The sequence below is a fragment of the Hydrogenophaga sp. FG152 genome, assembly GCF_057809615.1.
Genome location: NZ_JBMDKH010000013.1, coordinates 43464 through 58469, shown reverse-complemented (window position 1 = coordinate 58469; position 15006 = coordinate 43464). Strand labels below are relative to the sequence as shown.

Here is a 15006-nt window from a genome sequence, read left to right as displayed (position 1 = left end):
GGCTCAGCGCGTCCAGCTGCCCAGCCGGATCGCGATCGCCAGGGTGGAACCATAAACGACCAGGCTGAGCGCGACCACCGCGAACAGGCCGCTGGCCGAGGTCTGGAACACGTGCACGCAGAGCCAGCCGCCCACCGCGAGGATCAGCAGGCGGCCCATGCTGCCCGCCAGCGGCCAGAACATGCGGCCCGCGCCCTGCGAAGCGAAGAACAGCGCCAGGCCCAGGCCGAAGAAGCCGTAGCAGCCGCCGACGATGTTCAGGTAGCTGGCGCCGAAGGCCCGCACCGCGGCGTCCTGCGTGAAGAGGTTCATCCACAGTCCGGGGGCGATCGCGGTCGCCACGCCGATGGCGCCCGTGATGGCCGCCACCACCGCGCCACCGGCCCAGGCCACGCGCACCGCGCGCGGGGCCTGCCCCGCGCCCATGTTGGTCGCGACCATCGCGGTCAGCGCGGTGCCGAAGCCGAACGCGATCGGCACCAGGATGTACTCGAGCCGCGCCGCCACGCCATAGCCCGCGAGCGCGGCCGTGCCGTAGTGGCCCACGAAGGCCGTGGCCACCGCGATGGAGGCGTTGCTGATCACCGGGCTCAGCGAGGCCGGCAGGCCCACGCGCAGAATCTCGCGCCACAGCGAGCGCTGCGGCCACCACGGTGTGCGCCCGAGGTGCACCGCGCCGTCGCGGCGCAGCAGCCAGGCCACCATCACCACGGCCGACAGCGCGTTCACCGTGAGCGTGCTCAGGGCCGCGCCGGCCACGCCGATGCCCGGCACCGGGCCCCAGCCGAACACCAGCAGCGGGCTCAGGCCCAGGTGCATCAGCGCGGTGGCCACCAGCAGCAGCGAAGGCAGCAGCATGTTGCCCGCGCCCCGCACCACGGCGGCCAGCACGTTGGTGAACCAGATCACCGCGGCGCCCGCGAACAGCGCGTTCGAATACGCCAGCGCCGCCTCCAGCGCGGGTCCGCGCCCACCCATGGCGGCGAAGATGCCGCGCCCGCCGCCAAGCAGGGCGCCCATGAACAGCACCGCCAGCAGCGCGGCGATCAACAAGGCCTGCTGCGCCAGCCGGCTCGCGTCCTCGCGCCGGCCCGCGCCCAGCGCGCGCGCCACGGCGGCGGTGGCCGCGCCGCCGATGCCACCGGCCGACATCTGCAGCATCAGCATCGACAAAGGGAACACCAGCGCGATGCCGGCGAGCGCGTCCGCCCCCACCAACCCGAGGATGTAGCCGTCGTAGCCGATCACGATGGTCATGGCGAACAGGCCCATCACGTTGGGCGTGGCCAGCCGGAACAGCGTGGGCAGCAGCGGCGCGTGCAGCATCTGCTGCACGCGGGTCTGGGCGGGGTCGGTGCGCGCGGCGTCGACGGGCAGGACAGCGCTCATGGGGGCGCTCCGCTCAGGCGCGCGCATCGCGCAGGTAGATGCCGGGTTCGGCCGAGAGGCCGCGCTTGACCTGTTGCGTGAGCTCGTCGCCCAGCACCTCCTCGGCACCGGCTTCCAGCGCATCGAAGGCGCGGCGCACGATGGCCTCGGGCGTGGACTTGGGCATCTCGATGCCGCGCGTGAGGTCGGTGTCCACGAAACCCATGTGCAGGCCCAGCACCTGCGTGCCTTGTGCGCGCAGGTCGTGGCGCAGCCCGTTCGTGAGCGCCCAGGCGGCGGACTTGCTCGCGCCGTAGACCGACAGCATGGGCGAGTTGATCCAACTCGCGATCGACAGCACATTGAGCAGCGCGCCGCCGCCGTTGGCCGCGAGCACCGGCGCAAAGGCCTGGCTCACGCGCAGCAGGCCGAAGAAGTTGGTCTCCAGGTGCGCGCGAGCCGAGGCCTCGCCGCCTTCGGCGAGGAAGCCACCGAACGAGGCGATGCCGGCATTGTTGACCACCAGCGTCACGTCGCTCGCGTGGTGCGCCGCAGCGGCCACCGCCGCCGGGTCGGTCACGTCCAGCGCGATCGGCTCCACGCCCGGCAGCGTCACGCTGGCCGGATTGCGCGTCCCGGCGTAGACCTTGCGTGCGCCGCGCGCCAGCGCCTCGCGTGCGAAGGCCAGGCCGATGCCCCGGTTGGCGCCGGTGATGAGAACGGTGGCGTTGTGAAGCTGCATGGTGAAAGTCCAGTCAATGAAGGAAGGGAGGCAAGGTGAATATGACGATCGTCATATTTGTGGGCGAAAAAAAGCGGGGCACATGAAAGCCGGCCGGGTTCAGGTGGAAGGGGAAGACGAAGAAACGTCGTGCTGCGCCAGCAAGGCGCGGCGGTTGTCGGCCAGCAGGGCCTTGCCTTCGGCGTTGTCGCCCAGCGCGCGCGCCAGCTGCAGCGCGCCCACCAGCTGGCTGGCGATGGCAGCGGCCAGGCCGGGGACCGCACCCTCGGGCAGCGCGCGCTCGACCGCCGCCACCAGGCCGCGCACGCGCTCGGCGGCGGCGGCGCGCACATCGGGCGACTGGCGCGGCATCTCCGACACCAGGGCCGCCACCGCGCAGCCGTTTTCGGTGGCGCTCAGATGGCGCTCCGACAGGTAGCCGTCCACCAGCGCACGCAGGGGGCTCGCACCCTCGGCCTCGCGCGCGGCGTTGCCCTTGGCGATGCGCGCCGCGCTCTGCTGCCCGGCGTGCGCCAGGGCCTCGGCCAGCAGCGCGTCGCGCGAGGCGAAGTGGGCGTAGAAGCCGCCGTGGGTCAGGCCGGCCTCTTTCATGATGTCGGCCACGCCCACGCCCTGGAAACCCGCGCGGCGGATCGCCCGCGACGCGGTGTCGACGATGCGTTCGTGCGTGAGGGCCTTGCGGCTGGGCGCGATTTCCATGGTGGCGGGATTGTAGCCATCAATATGACGACCATCATATTTCACCCGATCAACGGCGCAACCGCGCCCGGCGCGGGGGCCCCCGTGCGATCATCCGGGGCATCACGATGCGTGATGGCAACCAGGCCCGGAGACCGTTTTGGAACTGCGACAACTGCGTTACTTCGTGCGGGTGGTGGAGCTGGGCTCCATGGGCCGGGCCGCGATCGACCTGGATCTGGTGCAGTCCGCCCTGAGCCAGCAGATCAGCCGTCTGGAGAGTGAGCTCAGCACCCGCCTGCTGCAGCGCACGCCGCGCGGCGTGGTGCCCACCGATGCCGGTGCCGCCTTCTTCCGCGAGGCCCAGCTCACGCTGCGCCACGCCGCCCAGGCCGTGCGCGCCGCGCAGCAGGCCCGCCTCTCGGGCACGGTGAGCGTGGGGCTGGCGCCCACGACCGCTGCCATGCTTGGCCTGCCGTTGATCCAGGCCATGCAGGCGCGATACCCGGATGTGCGCCTGCACATGGTGGAAAGCATGTCCGGCCACCTCGCGGCCATGCTCAACGCGCGCGAGCTCGATCTCGCCGTGCTGTTCGACGCCCGCCTGCAGACCCAGCCCGACGGCCGTGGCAGCCGCCTTTGGCAGGTGCAGCCGCTGTTGTCGGAAGACCTGTTCCTGATCGCGCCGCGGCACGACCCCCGACCGCGCCCGGCCAGCATGCGACTGGCCGACCTGGGCGACGAACCCCTGATCCTGCCCACCGGGCCGCACGGCCTGCGCAGCGCGCTGGACGCCGCGTTCGCCCGCGCCGGCGTGGTGCCGCGCGTGGTGCTGGAGGTGGACTCGCTCTCGCTGGTGATGCGGGCGGTCGACGCCGGGCTGGGTGCCACCCTGCAGCCGCATGCCGCCGTGGGCCCCGCACCCGACGCCGCGCACCGTTACGCGCTGGTGCGCATCGACGACGCGCAGGCCAACCGCGTCAACCTGCTGTGCAGCCTGTCCGAGGGCGAACTCTCGCCCGCCGCGCTGGCCACCCGGGTCGTGATCCGCGACACCCTGCAGGCGCTGGTGCAGGGCGGCCAGTGGCCCGGCACCCGGCTCTGGCATCACGATCCGTGATGCCCCCATGCCGCCGGTGAGCTTCACCGGCGGCCGTTCGCTCCCTACAGTGCGGGCCATGGTCGGGCGGTCCCGGCGAGCCGTGAGGAGCGATTTTTGTTGGAAGAACCCGATGTCCTGGTGATTGGGGGCGGCAATGCCGCCCTGTGCGCCGCCTTGATGGCGCGCGAAGCCGGCGCCCGCGTGCTGCTGCTCGAAGCCGCACCGCGCGAGTGGCGCGGAGGCAACTCCGGCCACACCCGCAACCTGCGCTGCATGCACGACGCGCCGCAGGACGTGCTGGTCGAGGCCTACCCCGAAGAAGAGTTCTGGCAGGACCTGCTCAAGGTCACCGGCGGCCAGACCAACGAACACCTCGCGCGCCTGACCATCCGTGCCTCGTCGAGCTGCCGCGACTGGATGCGCCGCCACGGCGTTCACTTCCAGCCGCCACTCTCGGGCGCGCTGCACGTCGCGCGCACCAACGCCTTCTTCATGGGCGGGGGCAAGGCGCTGGTCAACGCCTACTACCGCAGCGCTGAAAAGCTCGGCGTGCGCGTGCGCTACGAAACGCCGGTGGACCGCATCGAGGTCCAGGACGGCCGCTTCGTCGCCGCGCTCACGCGCAGCGGCGAGCGCATCACCGCCAGAAGCTGCGTGCTCGCCGCCGGGGGCTTCGAGTCCGACCGCGACTGGCTGCGCGAAGCCTGGGGCCAGAACGAGCGCGGCGAATGGCCGGCCGACAACTTCCTCATCCGCGGCACGGCCTACAACAAAGGCGTGTTGCTCAAGCACCTGCTGGACGACCACGGCGCCGACCGCATCGGCGACCCCACGCAGGCCCACATGGTCGCCATCGACGCGCGCGCGCCGCTCTACGACGGCGGCATCTGCACCCGCATCGACTGCGTCTCGCTCGGCGTGGTGGTCAACCGCGAGGCGCGCCGCTTCTACGACGAAGGCGAAGACTTCTGGCCCAAGCGCTACGCCATCTGGGGCCGCCTCGTCGCCCAGCAACCGCAGCAGATCGGCTACTCCATCATCGACAGCAAGGCCATCGGCCGCTTCATGCCGCCCGTGTTCCCGGGCGTGAAAGCCGACACCCTGCCCGACCTCGCGCGCCAGCTTGGCCTGGACGTGGACACCTTCATGCAGACCCTCGACAGCTACAACGCCGCCTGCCGCGTCGGCACCTTCGACCACACCGCGCTCGACGACTGCCACACCAAAGGCCTGACACCGGCCAAGACCCACTGGGCCCGCCCCATCGACACCGCCCCCTTCTATGGCTTCGCGCTGCGCCCCGGCATCACCTTCACCTACCTCGGCCTGCGCACCGATCACACCGCCGCCGTGCGCTTCAACGACCGGCCCAGCCCCAACCTCTTCGTGGCCGGCGAGATGATGGCCGGCAACGTGCTCGGCAAGGGCTACACCGCCGGCGTGGGCATGTCCATCGGCACCGCCTTCGGCCGCATCGCCGGCACGAACGCGGCGCGGGCCGCCGTGAAAGGAGCGCAGCATGCAGGCGCTTGAAGCCCTCGCGCGCGACGCGCGCGCGCTCGCCCAGGGCGAGGTCGTGCTCTCCGCACCCGAAACCGAGGTGGCGCGCCAGATGCAGATCTGCAACGCCTGCCGCTACTGCGAGGGCTTCTGCGCGGTCTTCCCGGCCATGACGCGCCGGCTCGAGTTCGGCAAGGCCGACATCCACTTCCTCGCCAACCTCTGCCACAACTGCGGCGCCTGCCTGCACGCCTGCCAGTACGCACCGCCGCACGAATTCGCCGTTAACGTGCCCCAGGCCATGGCCGAGGTGCGCGGGCAGACCTATGCCGACTACGCCTGGCCGCCCACGCTGGGCGGGCTCTACCAGCGCAACGGCCTCACGCTCAGCGTGGCACTCGCCGCCGGCCTCGCACTGTTCCTGCTGCTTGCCGTCGCGCTCAAGGGCAGCCTGTGGCCCAGCGACCTGGCCGGCAACTTCTACCACCTGTTCCCGCACAACCTGCTGGTCAGCCTGTTCGCGCCCGTGTTCCTGTTCGTGGTGTTCGCGCTCGGCATGGGCGTCACCCGCTTCTGGCGCGACGTCACCCCCGCCACCAGCGGCGGGCCCCTGAACTTGCCGGCCACCGGCGAAGCCGCGCACGACGCGCTGCGGCTCAAGTACCTCGACGGTGGCCACGGCGACGGTTGCCCCAACGAGGACGACGCCTACACCCTCTCGCGCCGCCGTTACCACCACTTCACCTTCTACGGCTTCATGCTGTGCTTCGCCGCCACCAGTGTGGCCACGGTCTACCACTATGTGTTCGGCTGGGTCGCACCCTACGAACTGCCCAGCCTGCCCAAGCTGCTCGGCGTGGTGGGCGGCGTGAGCCTGCTGATCGGCACCACGGGTCTGTGGCGACTCAACCGGCGCCGGCATCCGCTGCATGGCGACATCGCGCAGAAACCGATGGACCTCGGCTTCATCGCCCTGCTGTTCCTCACCAGCGCCACCGGCCTGGCGCTGTGGCTGTTGCGCGGCACGCCGGCGCTCGCCATCGCGCTGTGCCTGCACCTCGGTGCGGTGATGGCCCTGTTCGCCACGCTGCCCTACGGCAAGTTCGCGCACGGCGTGTTCCGCACCGCCTCGCTGCTGCGGTTCGCGGTGGAGAAGCGGCAGCCGAACCCCGTTGGCCTGAGCGCGGATTGAACTTCCCCACCCCAGAAAGAAGAGACCCACGATGAAGAAACGACAACTGCTGTGGGCCGCCGTGCTCGCGACCTCCACCCTGGCACTCGGCCACGCGCAAGCCCAGGACTTTCCGCCCAGGAAGCCGGTCACGCTGGTGGTGGGTTTTGCGGCCGGCGGCGCCGCCGATGCGGCCGCCCGCCTGATCGCGAAGAAGCTCGCGGCCAACATCGGCCAGTCGGTGGTGGTCGACAACAAAGGCGGTGCGGGCGGCAACATTGCCCACCAGTTCGTCGCCAACGCCGCGCCCGACGGCACGGTGCTGCTGTTCGGTTCGATCGGTCCGCTGACCATCGCCCCGCACCTCATGAAGCTGCCCTACGACCCGTTCAAGGACCTGGCCCCGGTCTCCGGTGGCGTGAACTTTCCGAACGTGCTGGTGGCGCGCAAGGGCCTGGGCGTGAAGACCCTGGCCGAGTTCGTGGCGCTCGAGAAGAAAAAGCCAGGCAGTCTGGACTTCGCCTCCACGGGCGCCGGCTCAGCCTCGCACCTGGCCGGTGAACTCTTCAACCAGCGCGCGGGCATCGACATGGTGCACGTGCCCTACAAGGGCGGCGCGCCCGCGCTGCAGGACCTGCTCGGCGAGCGGGTCGCGTCCTACTTCTCCGCGCCGCCCACCGCCCTGCCGCACATCGAAACCGGCAAGCTCGTGCCGCTGGCCACGACCGGGCCGACCCGGCCGGCCTACCTGCCCAATGTCCCCACCGTCGCCGAAGCGGGATACCCGGGCTTCGAGGCCTTGAACTGGTATGCCTTTGTCGCTCCCGGCAAGACGCCCGTGGCCTTGCTCGACCGCTGGAACCAGGAGATCGTCAAGGCGCTCAACGACGCCGAGGTGAAGGCGGCCCTCAACGAGCACGGGCTCACGCCTCAGCCCACGTCCCGCGCCGAACTCACCGAGTTCATGAAGAAGGAAGACGCCAAGTGGGGCGCGATCGTGCGAGAGCGCAAGATCACGGCGAACTGAGGCGCGGGGCGTTTCGCGGCCGAGGCCGCAGGGCGCCAGCTGCTAGCGCGTCGAGGCGACGCCCAGCGAGCTGCTCCACGAGGCCATCGCGCAGTCCACGATGCGCAGCAGCTGTTCCTCGCCCATGCCGTCGCGCGCCTGCATCGACAGGCCCTCGAGCACCGTGGTGTAGTACATCGCAAGCAGCGCCGAGTCGACCTGCGGCGGCACGTCGCCGTCGGCGATGCCGCACTCGATGCGGTGCTGGATCGCGTCCTGCGCGCGCAGGCGCAGCTCGCGCAGGTGGGCGCGCACCTTCTCGTTGGCCGGCACGCCCACGGTGGCGCCGAGCACCACCATGCAGCCGCTGGGCCGGCTCGGGTTCACGTAGGCGATGGCGTGGCTGCGCAGCATGGCCGCGATGGCCTCGAAGGCCGTGGGTTCGTCGGTCAGCGCCAGCTCGGCCTCGGGGTTTTCCGTGCGCTCGTAGAGATCCACCGCCTCGCGGAACAGCGCCTCCTTGGAGCCGAAGGCCGCGTAGAGGCTGGGCGGGTTGATGCCCATGGCCGTGGTGAGGTCGGCGATGGACGTGCCGTCGTAGCCGCGGTCCCAGAACACCAGCATGGCCTTGGCGAGCACGGCATCGCGCGCGAAACCGGGTGGGCGACCTCGGGTGGCCATGGCGTTTCCTTTCTGTATGAGTGGTCGAAGAATTCGGGCCGGGCGCGAACCGGCACGCCTTTCTACCATTTTGAAGTCATCACTACGAAAAGGACTCGACATGAAACCGCTCCAGGGCAAAGTGGCGCTCGTCACCGGCGGCAGCCGGGGCATCGGCGCGGCCATCGCGCGCCAGCTCGCGCAGCACGGCGCCGAAGTGGCCTTCACCCACCAGCACCCCTCGGCGCAGGCGCAGCGCACCCGCGACGGCATCGTGGCCGAGGGCGTTCGCTGCAGCGCCATCCAGGCCGACAGCGCGGACCGCCAGGCCCTGGCCGCCGCGGTGGACCGCGTGCGCGAGGTGCATGGCCGGCTGGACATCCTGGTCAACAACGCGGGCATCTATGCCGGCGGCGCCATCGACGAGACCACCGACGCGCAGCTCGACGCGCTGGTCGCCGTGCACATGGCCGCGACGGTGATCGCCACGCGCGCCGCAGTGCCGCACATGGCGCCGGGCGGCAGCGTGATCAGCATCGGCAGCTGCCTCTCGGAGCGCGTGCCGGAGGCGGGCTGGAGCCTGTACGCGATGAGCAAGGCCGCGCTGGTCGGCCTCACCAAGGGCCTGGCGCGCGACCTCGGGCCGCGCGGCATCACGGCCAACCTGGTGCTGCCCGGCCCGATCAACACCGACATGAACCCGGCGGACAGCCCGCAGGCCGAGGGCGAGCGCGCCCATGTGGCGCTGGGCCGGTACGGTGAGCCGCACGAGGTGGCGGCGCTGGTGGCCTTCCTGGCCGGCGATGGCGCGCGCTTCATCACGGGCGCATCGATCGCCGTCGATGGGGGGTACGCCGCATGATTGCCTCCCAGGAAAAAACCGCCTGGCTGATCCTGCTCTTCGCGGCCCTGCTGGAGCCCGTGTGGCTGATCGCGCTCAAACGCTCGCAGGAGTTCACCGTGTTCTGGCCCAGCGTGATCGGCCTGGGCGTGGTCGCGCTGAGCCTGGGCCTGCTGACGCTGGCCCTGCGGGACCTGCCCATGGGCACCGCCTACGCCGTCTGGGTGGGCGTGGGCTGCGTGACGGTGGCGCTGTCGGGCATCACCTGGATGGGGGAGAGCGGCGACCCGTTCCGGCTCGCCTGCATGGGCCTGATCCTGGTCGGCGTGGCCGGCCTCAAGGCCACCACGTAGCGCTGCTCAGGCGGCGGTGGCGAGCCTGCGCCGTGGCGCCGCCTTGCGGGCGCGCGGCGGCGCGGGCGCATCGACCATCTGCAGCAGCACCAGGCGCACGCCGGCCTGCATGGTGGCGATGGCTTTCCTGTCACCCGAGAGGTGCTTGAGCAGGGCTTGCTGGAACAGGCCGTCGAGCAGGGCGTAGGCCACCTCGCTCGGCACCTTCACCGGTGCCCCTGCGAGCTCCGAGAGGCGCTGCATCACGCGCCAGATCATCTTTTCCAGGCTCTTGTCGATGGCCTCCACATCGTCGCGCAGCGCCTCCTCGAACAGCGCCTGCGAGCGCAGGTCGTACCAGAGCCGGTGCATGGTGGTCTCGGTGCGCAGCGTCTCGCCGAGCGCCTCGACAAAACCGTCGAGCAGTTGTTCGAAGTGAGTGGAGGTCGTCGTGACCTCGTCGTAGCGCGTCACGCAGCGCGCCTTGTACTGGCGCACGCTGCACAGGATCAGGTCGAGCTTGTCGGTGAAGTAGTAGTGCAGCACGCCGTGCGAGAACGCCGAGTTCTGCGCGATCTCGCGCAGGCTGGTGCGCGCGTAGCCCAGGTCGGCCAGCGTCTGCAGCGCGGCCTCGCCGAGTTCGGCGCGGCGTTCGTTGAACTTGTCGTTGCGGGGGGGCGCTTTGCTCATCGGGCCATTGTAAGGACGGCCGACCACCCGCGCCAATCAAGTTTGGACAGTCGTCAAGAAAAATCTTGACACTTGTCAAGAAAGCTCCGTAGCATGGAGCCGTTCCTCGAAGAACACGGTCCACACACACAGGAGACAAACATGGCGAAGTTCGATCTGACCGGCCGCAAGGCCCTGGTCACCGGGGGCGCGCGCGGCCTCGGCGAAGGCATGGCGCAGGCGCTCGCGGCAGCGGGAGCCTCGGTGATGATTGGCGACGTGCTCACGTCGCTCGGCCAGGAGACAGCGGGCAAGCTCCCCGTCACCGGTGGCGCGAAGGCCGGTTTCGTGAAGCTCGACGTGACGCAGGAGGCCGACTGGCAGGCGGCGGTGAAAGCCACGGTTGACATGCTGGGCGGCTTCGACATCCTGATCAACAACGCCGGCATCGAGGTCACCGCGCTGGTGGCCGACATCGAGCCCGAGGCGCTGCGCAAGATGCTGGACGTGAACATCGTCGGCACCGCGCTGGGCCTCAAGCACGCCTTCCGCGCCATGCGACCCAACGGCGCCGCCGGGAAGGGTGGCGCGGTGGTCAACATCGCCTCGGTGGCCGCCACCATCGCCTTCCCCGCCATCGCCGGCTACTCGGCGACCAAGTCGGCGGTGGACCGCCTCACCCGCGTGGCCGCGATGGAAGCCGGCAAGCTTGGCTACGGCGTGCGCGTGAACTGCATCTACCCCGGCCTGGTGCCGACCGAGATGGGCATGAAGCTCGCCGGTGACGTGGTGGCCGCCGGCCTGTTCGCCTCGCCCGAGGCGGCAGTCGGCGCCATCATCGAGCAGACGCCTTCGGGCCGCCTCGGCGAGGTCGGCGACATGGCCGACGCGGTGGTCTTCCTCTGTTCCGATGCGGCCCGCTTCATCAACGGCGCGGGCCTGCCGGTCGACGGCGGCATGGGCATGTAGGGCCTGCTAACCCTATTTTTTCAAGATGCGTTGCGGATCAAAAAGGCCATGCGCAAGGCGCGAAACGCAGACGGGCCGGCGGCCCGGCGAGGCTTCGCAACGCGGCGCATGGCCTTTTTGGCCGCAACCCGAAGGGAAGGGGTTGAAAACAACGCCACTCTTCGTTGCACTCCTAGGCCAGACATCCAGTCTGGCCGTCGTCGCGCGCCTCGATTGGCGCTGTTTTCAACCCCTTCGCACTCGAAAAAAATAGGGTTAACAGGCCCTAGGAGAACACCATGAGCAGCAAGAAACCCGTCATCGTCTACGGCGCCTCCGGCTACACCGGCCGCCTGGTCTGCGAGTACCTGCGCGAGTACAACATTCCCTTCATCGCCGCCGGCCGCAGTGCCGACAAGCTCAACGCCGCGATGCAGGCCAACGTGCCCGGCGTCGAGACCGCGAGCTTCGAGGTGGTGGAGGTCGAGCATTCGGTCAAGGCGCTCACCGAGCTGTTCAAGGGCGCCTCGGTCGTGCTCAACACCGTGGGCCCGTTCGCGAAGTTCGGCCCCGAGGTGGTGCAGGCCTGCCTGGCCGCGAAGTGCCACTACACCGACACCACCGGCGAGCAGGACTGGCTGATCACGCTGGACGAGCAGTACGGCGAGAAGTTCGCCAACGCCGGCCTGCTGCTTTCGCCCGGCCTGGCGCAGATGTACACCACCGGCGAGATCGCCGCGCAGATCTGCCTGGAGACGCCGGGCCTGGACACGCTGGACATCGCGGTGTTCTGGGGCGGCAGCCCCACCATCGCGTCCACCCAGACCATCCTGGTCAACGCCGCCACCTCCAAGGCGTTCCACCTGCAGCAGAACCAGTACGTGGAATGGCAACCCGACGCCGGGCTCTACCAGCTCGCCATTCCCGGCCAGCACGAGATGGCGCTGGCCCTGCCCTGGGGCGGCACCTCGCACCCGGTGTGGTTCAGGCGCGACCCGCGCGTGGCCAACGTGAAGGTGCTGGGCGGCGTGTTCAACAAGCCGCTGATGCAGGGCGTGCCGCTGATCGTGGCCGCCGCGCTGGAGGCCACCAAGGACATGAACCCCGACGAGCGCTACGCCGCGCTCGCGCAGACCGCGGCCGGCGTGATGAACACCATGCCGCCGCGCGAGAACCCGCGCATCAACAAGTCGGTCGATTCGGTGCACGCCTCGGGTCCGCTGGGCCGCGCGCACTGCGTCATCTTCGGCAACTGCAACTACAAGCAGACCGGGATGATGCAGGCCTTCGCCGCCAACTGGCTGCTGCAGCAGCCACCGAAGCGCGTGGGTTTCGCCTCGGGCTGCCAGGCCTTCGGGCACCACGAGCTGCTCGGTGCGCTGCGCGGCTTCGGTCTGGTGCAGGCGCCGGTGCTGACCGTGCACGTGTGAAACAGGCCCTTCCATGCGGCTGATCGACTACCTCGACAAGGGGGCCATGCTCGGCCCGGACGCGCCCTGTCTCTCGATGGGTGGCATGGACCTGAGCTACGACGACGTGCGGCGCATCAGCCACCGCGTGGCGCGCGCGCTCGCGCGCACCGGCATCGAGCCCGGCGCCAAGGTGGCGGTGCTGTCCAGCAACGACGCGCTGGCGTTCGCCTGCGTGTTCGGCATCTCGCGCGCGGGCGCCGTCTGGTGCCCGGTGAACCCGCGCAACGAGGCCTCGGAAAACCGCCACGTGCTCGACGCCTTCGACTGCCGCTGCCTGATCTTCCACAGCGCCTACGCGCCCATGGTCGAGCAGATGCGCGCGCAGCTGCCCAAGGTGCGCGTGTGCGTGTGCCTCGACGCCGTGCTGCCCTTCGCGCCCTCCTGGGCGCAATGGACCGACGGCACCAGCGACGAGCCGCTGGAGGTGCCTCCGGTGGACGACCTGGCCATGATCGCGGGCACCGGCGGCACCACCGGCCAACCCAAGGGCGTGATGCTCTCGGGCCGCAACCTGGAGACCATGAGCGCGCTCACGCTCATGGGCTACCCGTTCGACGGCCGGCCCACCTACCTCGCGCTCGCGCCGCTCACGCACGCGGCCGGCGTGCTGTGCCTGCCGGTGATGGCCCTGGGCGGGCGCGTGGTCATCATGCCCAGGCCCGACCTGGGCGAGTTCCTGGCGCTGATCGAGCGCCACCGCGTCACCCACACCTTCCTGCCACCCACGCTGATCTACATGCTGCTGCAGCACGAGCGGCTGGCGACGACGAAGCTCGATTCGCTGCAGTGCTTCTGGTACGGCGCCGCGCCGATCTCGGCCGCGCGGCTGGAAGAGGCGCTGGTCAAGATCGGCCCGGTGATGGCGCAGCTCTTCGGCCAGACCGAGGCGCCGATGATGATTTCCATGATGTCGCCGCGCGAGCACTTCCACGCCGACGGCAGCGTGGCGCGCGAGCGCCTCTCGTCCGCCGGGCGGCCCGGCCCGCTGGTGCAGGTGGCGACCATGGACAGCGAAGGCGCGCTGCTGCCCCCGGGCGGCACCGGCGAGATCGTGGTGCGCAGCTCGCTGGTGATGATGGGTTACTACCAGGACCCCAAAGCCACGGAAGAGGCTGGCCGCTTCGGCTGGCACCACACCGGCGACATCGGCCGGCTGGACGCGGACGGTTTTCTCTACATCGTCGACCGCGCGAAAGACATGATCATCACCGGCGGCTTCAACGTCTACTCGGTCGAGGTCGAGCAGGCGCTGATGCAGCACCCCGATGTGCAGGACAGCGCCGTGATCGGCCTGCCCGACGAGAAGTGGGGCGAGGCGGTGGTGGCGGTGCTGCAGCCGCACGCGGGCCGCAGCCTGCAGCCCGAGGAGATCATCGCCTTCGTGAAGGCGCGCATCGGCAGCGTGAAGGCACCCAAGCGGGTCGAGGTCTGGCCCGACCTGCCGCGCTCCAAGGTCGGCAAGGTGATGAAGAAGGACATCCGCGCCGAGCTGCTGGCGCGGCTGAACCGTCAGACCGGCGCCTGAGCCAGCAGGGGCCCGGTGCGCTCCACGATGAAGTCGCGCAGGCAGCGCACCAGCGGCGTGAGCTGGCGCCGGCTGGGCAGCACCAGGAACAGCGGCACGGCTTCGGTGGTCCAGTCGGTGCACAGGGCCTGCAGGCGGCCTTGCGCCAGGTCATCGGCCACGTCGAAGAACGATTTGTAGGCGATGCCCTTGCCCAGCAGGGCCCAGCGCCGCACCGCGTCGCCGTCGTTGGAGACGTTGACGCTCTTCACGCGCACCGTGATCTCGGCCTCGGCGTCGCCGCGCGAGAAGCGCCAGCGGTCGTGCACCTCGTCGTAGAGCATGAAGCACAGGCAGTGATGCCCGCTCAGCTCGTGCGGCGTGGCGGGCGCACCGTGCCGCGCGAGGTAGGCCGGTGAGGCGCACAGCACGCGCCGGTGCGAGGCCGCCAGCGGCAACGCCACCAGGTTGGAATCGCGCGGCTTGCCGTAGCGGAAGGCCGCGTCCACCGGGTTGCTGTAGACGTTGGCGATGCTGTCCGAGAGCAGCAGGCGCACGTCCACGCGCGGGTGCGTGTCCTGGAACTCGTTGAGCCAGGGCAGCAGCAGGTTGCGCCCCAGGTCGGACGGCGCGGCGAGCTGCAGCACGCCTTGCAAGGCCTGCTCGCCCGCGCCGATCTGCTGGCTCGCCTGCTGCAGCGCCTCCAGTGCGGGGCGGCACTGTTCGAGGAAGCGCTCGCCCTGTTGCGTGAGCCGCAGGCTGCGCGTGGAGCGCACGAACAGCGGCACGCCGAGTTCCGCTTCCAGCCGCTTGAGGGCCGCGCTGGTGGCGGCGGGCGTGAGGTCGAGCGCGCGCGCCGTGGCCGACAGGCTGCCGCTGTCGACGGTGCGCACGAAGATGTCCAGGTCCTGCAGGGCTTTCATGATTTTCAAATTCTGCTTGAGGATGCATTCAAAAGCCAGGTGGTTTTTCAAATGAACGGATCGGGAGACCATGCTGTCCATTCCCACTTC

The 15006-nt window shown here is 70.0% G+C and carries 15 protein-coding genes; 9 read left to right on the top strand and 6 right to left on the bottom strand.

The window, feature by feature from the left end:
- Positions 1-3 precede the first annotated feature (3 nt).
- The 3 genes from ACODTB_RS16195 to ACODTB_RS16185 all read right to left on the bottom strand — a co-directional run bounded on the left by ACODTB_RS16195 (position 4) and on the right by ACODTB_RS16185 (position 2809).
- Entirely contained in the window at positions 4-1389 is a 1386-nt protein-coding gene (locus ACODTB_RS16195) for an MATE family efflux transporter (protein ID WP_291111656.1), read from the bottom strand.
- Between the two features lie 13 nt (positions 1390-1402).
- Entirely contained in the window at positions 1403-2110 is a 708-nt protein-coding gene (locus ACODTB_RS16190) for an SDR family oxidoreductase (protein ID WP_291111658.1), read from the bottom strand.
- A 99-nt stretch (positions 2111-2209) separates the two neighbouring features.
- Positions 2210-2809, bottom strand: a complete 600-nt coding sequence (locus tag ACODTB_RS16185; RefSeq protein WP_291111660.1) for a TetR/AcrR family transcriptional regulator — start codon at positions 2807-2809, stop codon at positions 2210-2212.
- Positions 2810-2948: 139 nt separating this feature from the next.
- Here ACODTB_RS16185 and ACODTB_RS16180 point away from each other — a divergent pair, with 139 nt between their 5' ends.
- The 4 genes from ACODTB_RS16180 (at position 2949) to ACODTB_RS16165 (ending at position 7588) form a co-directional block, all read left to right on the top strand.
- Positions 2949-3908, top strand: coding sequence for a LysR family transcriptional regulator (locus ACODTB_RS16180; protein WP_291111662.1), 960 nt, complete (start codon positions 2949-2951; stop codon positions 3906-3908).
- 96 nt (positions 3909-4004) lie between these two features.
- The gene (gene tcuA / locus ACODTB_RS16175) at positions 4005-5423 is read left to right on the top strand and encodes an FAD-dependent tricarballylate dehydrogenase TcuA (protein ID WP_488929480.1); all 1419 of its coding nucleotides are present in this window, start codon (positions 4005-4007) and stop codon (positions 5421-5423) included.
- Positions 5410-6582: a tricarballylate utilization 4Fe-4S protein TcuB gene (gene tcuB / locus ACODTB_RS16170; RefSeq protein WP_291111666.1), complete on the top strand. Its 1173-nt coding sequence runs from the start codon at positions 5410-5412 to the stop codon at positions 6580-6582. Before tcuA ends, tcuB begins: the two co-directional genes overlap by 14 nt.
- A 31-nt stretch (positions 6583-6613) precedes the next feature.
- Entirely contained in the window at positions 6614-7588 is a 975-nt protein-coding gene (locus tag ACODTB_RS16165) for a Bug family tripartite tricarboxylate transporter substrate binding protein (protein WP_291111668.1), read from the top strand.
- A gap of 42 nt (positions 7589-7630) precedes the next feature.
- On the opposite strand, the gene ACODTB_RS16160 is transcribed toward ACODTB_RS16165, so the two are convergent.
- Positions 7631-8248, bottom strand: a complete 618-nt coding sequence (locus ACODTB_RS16160) for a TetR/AcrR family transcriptional regulator (protein WP_291111670.1) — start codon at positions 8246-8248, stop codon at positions 7631-7633.
- A 100-nt stretch (positions 8249-8348) separates the two neighbouring features.
- Between ACODTB_RS16160 and ACODTB_RS16155 the strand changes: the two genes are divergently transcribed.
- On the top strand, positions 8349-9089 hold the full coding sequence (locus tag ACODTB_RS16155; protein WP_291111672.1) for an SDR family NAD(P)-dependent oxidoreductase: 741 nt from the start codon (positions 8349-8351) through the stop codon (positions 9087-9089).
- On the top strand, positions 9086-9421 hold the full coding sequence (locus ACODTB_RS16150; protein ID WP_291111674.1) for a DMT family transporter: 336 nt from the start codon (positions 9086-9088) through the stop codon (positions 9419-9421). Before ACODTB_RS16155 ends, ACODTB_RS16150 begins: the two co-directional genes overlap by 4 nt.
- A 6-nt stretch (positions 9422-9427) precedes the next feature.
- On the opposite strand, the gene ACODTB_RS16145 is transcribed toward ACODTB_RS16150, so the two are convergent.
- A complete protein-coding gene (locus ACODTB_RS16145; RefSeq protein WP_291111676.1) occupies positions 9428-10090 on the bottom strand; it encodes a TetR/AcrR family transcriptional regulator in 663 nt (220 codons plus the stop codon).
- 141 nt (positions 10091-10231) lie between these two features.
- Here ACODTB_RS16145 and ACODTB_RS16140 point away from each other — a divergent pair, with 141 nt between their 5' ends.
- The 3 genes from ACODTB_RS16140 (at position 10232) to ACODTB_RS16130 (ending at position 14014) form a co-directional block, all read left to right on the top strand.
- The gene (locus tag ACODTB_RS16140) at positions 10232-11038 is read left to right on the top strand and encodes an SDR family NAD(P)-dependent oxidoreductase (protein ID WP_291111678.1); all 807 of its coding nucleotides are present in this window, start codon (positions 10232-10234) and stop codon (positions 11036-11038) included.
- Between the two features lie 278 nt (positions 11039-11316).
- Complete coding sequence (locus tag ACODTB_RS16135; protein WP_291111680.1) at positions 11317-12447, top strand: DUF5938 domain-containing protein; 1131 nt, start codon at positions 11317-11319, stop codon at positions 12445-12447.
- Positions 12448-12460: 13 nt separating this feature from the next.
- On the top strand, positions 12461-14014 hold the full coding sequence (locus ACODTB_RS16130; RefSeq protein ID WP_291111682.1) for an AMP-binding protein: 1554 nt from the start codon (positions 12461-12463) through the stop codon (positions 14012-14014).
- On the opposite strand, the gene ACODTB_RS16125 is transcribed toward ACODTB_RS16130, so the two are convergent.
- Positions 13999-14916: a LysR family transcriptional regulator gene (locus tag ACODTB_RS16125; protein ID WP_291111683.1), complete on the bottom strand. Its 918-nt coding sequence runs from the start codon at positions 14914-14916 to the stop codon at positions 13999-14001. The two genes, ACODTB_RS16130 and ACODTB_RS16125, sit on opposite strands and share 16 nt — an antisense overlap.
- Positions 14917-15006: the final 90 nt, after the last annotated feature.

Excerpts from the sequence above, each read along its gene's own strand:
- tcuB (WP_291111666.1), top strand. The coding sequence starts at position 5,410 with ATGCAGGCGCTTGAAGCCCTCGCGCGCGACGCGCGCGCGCTCGCCCAG.
- ACODTB_RS16195 (WP_291111656.1), bottom strand. The coding sequence starts at position 1,389 with ATGAGCGCTGTCCTGCCCGTCGACGCCGCGCGCACCGACCCCGCCCAG.
- ACODTB_RS16150 (WP_291111674.1), top strand. The coding sequence starts at position 9,086 with ATGATTGCCTCCCAGGAAAAAACCGCCTGGCTGATCCTGCTCTTCGCG.
- ACODTB_RS16190 (WP_291111658.1), bottom strand. The coding sequence starts at position 2,110 with ATGCAGCTTCACAACGCCACCGTTCTCATCACCGGCGCCAACCGGGGC.
- ACODTB_RS16155 (WP_291111672.1), top strand. The coding sequence starts at position 8,349 with ATGAAACCGCTCCAGGGCAAAGTGGCGCTCGTCACCGGCGGCAGCCGG.
- ACODTB_RS16135 (WP_291111680.1), top strand. The coding sequence starts at position 11,317 with ATGAGCAGCAAGAAACCCGTCATCGTCTACGGCGCCTCCGGCTACACC.
- ACODTB_RS16125 (WP_291111683.1), bottom strand. The coding sequence starts at position 14,916 with ATGAAAGCCCTGCAGGACCTGGACATCTTCGTGCGCACCGTCGACAGC.
- ACODTB_RS16185 (WP_291111660.1), bottom strand. The coding sequence starts at position 2,809 with ATGGAAATCGCGCCCAGCCGCAAGGCCCTCACGCACGAACGCATCGTC.
- ACODTB_RS16145 (WP_291111676.1), bottom strand. The coding sequence starts at position 10,090 with ATGAGCAAAGCGCCCCCCCGCAACGACAAGTTCAACGAACGCCGCGCC.
- ACODTB_RS16130 (WP_291111682.1), top strand. The coding sequence starts at position 12,461 with ATGCGGCTGATCGACTACCTCGACAAGGGGGCCATGCTCGGCCCGGAC.
- ACODTB_RS16165 (WP_291111668.1), top strand. The coding sequence starts at position 6,614 with ATGAAGAAACGACAACTGCTGTGGGCCGCCGTGCTCGCGACCTCCACC.
- ACODTB_RS16140 (WP_291111678.1), top strand. The coding sequence starts at position 10,232 with ATGGCGAAGTTCGATCTGACCGGCCGCAAGGCCCTGGTCACCGGGGGC.
- ACODTB_RS16160 (WP_291111670.1), bottom strand. The coding sequence starts at position 8,248 with ATGGCCACCCGAGGTCGCCCACCCGGTTTCGCGCGCGATGCCGTGCTC.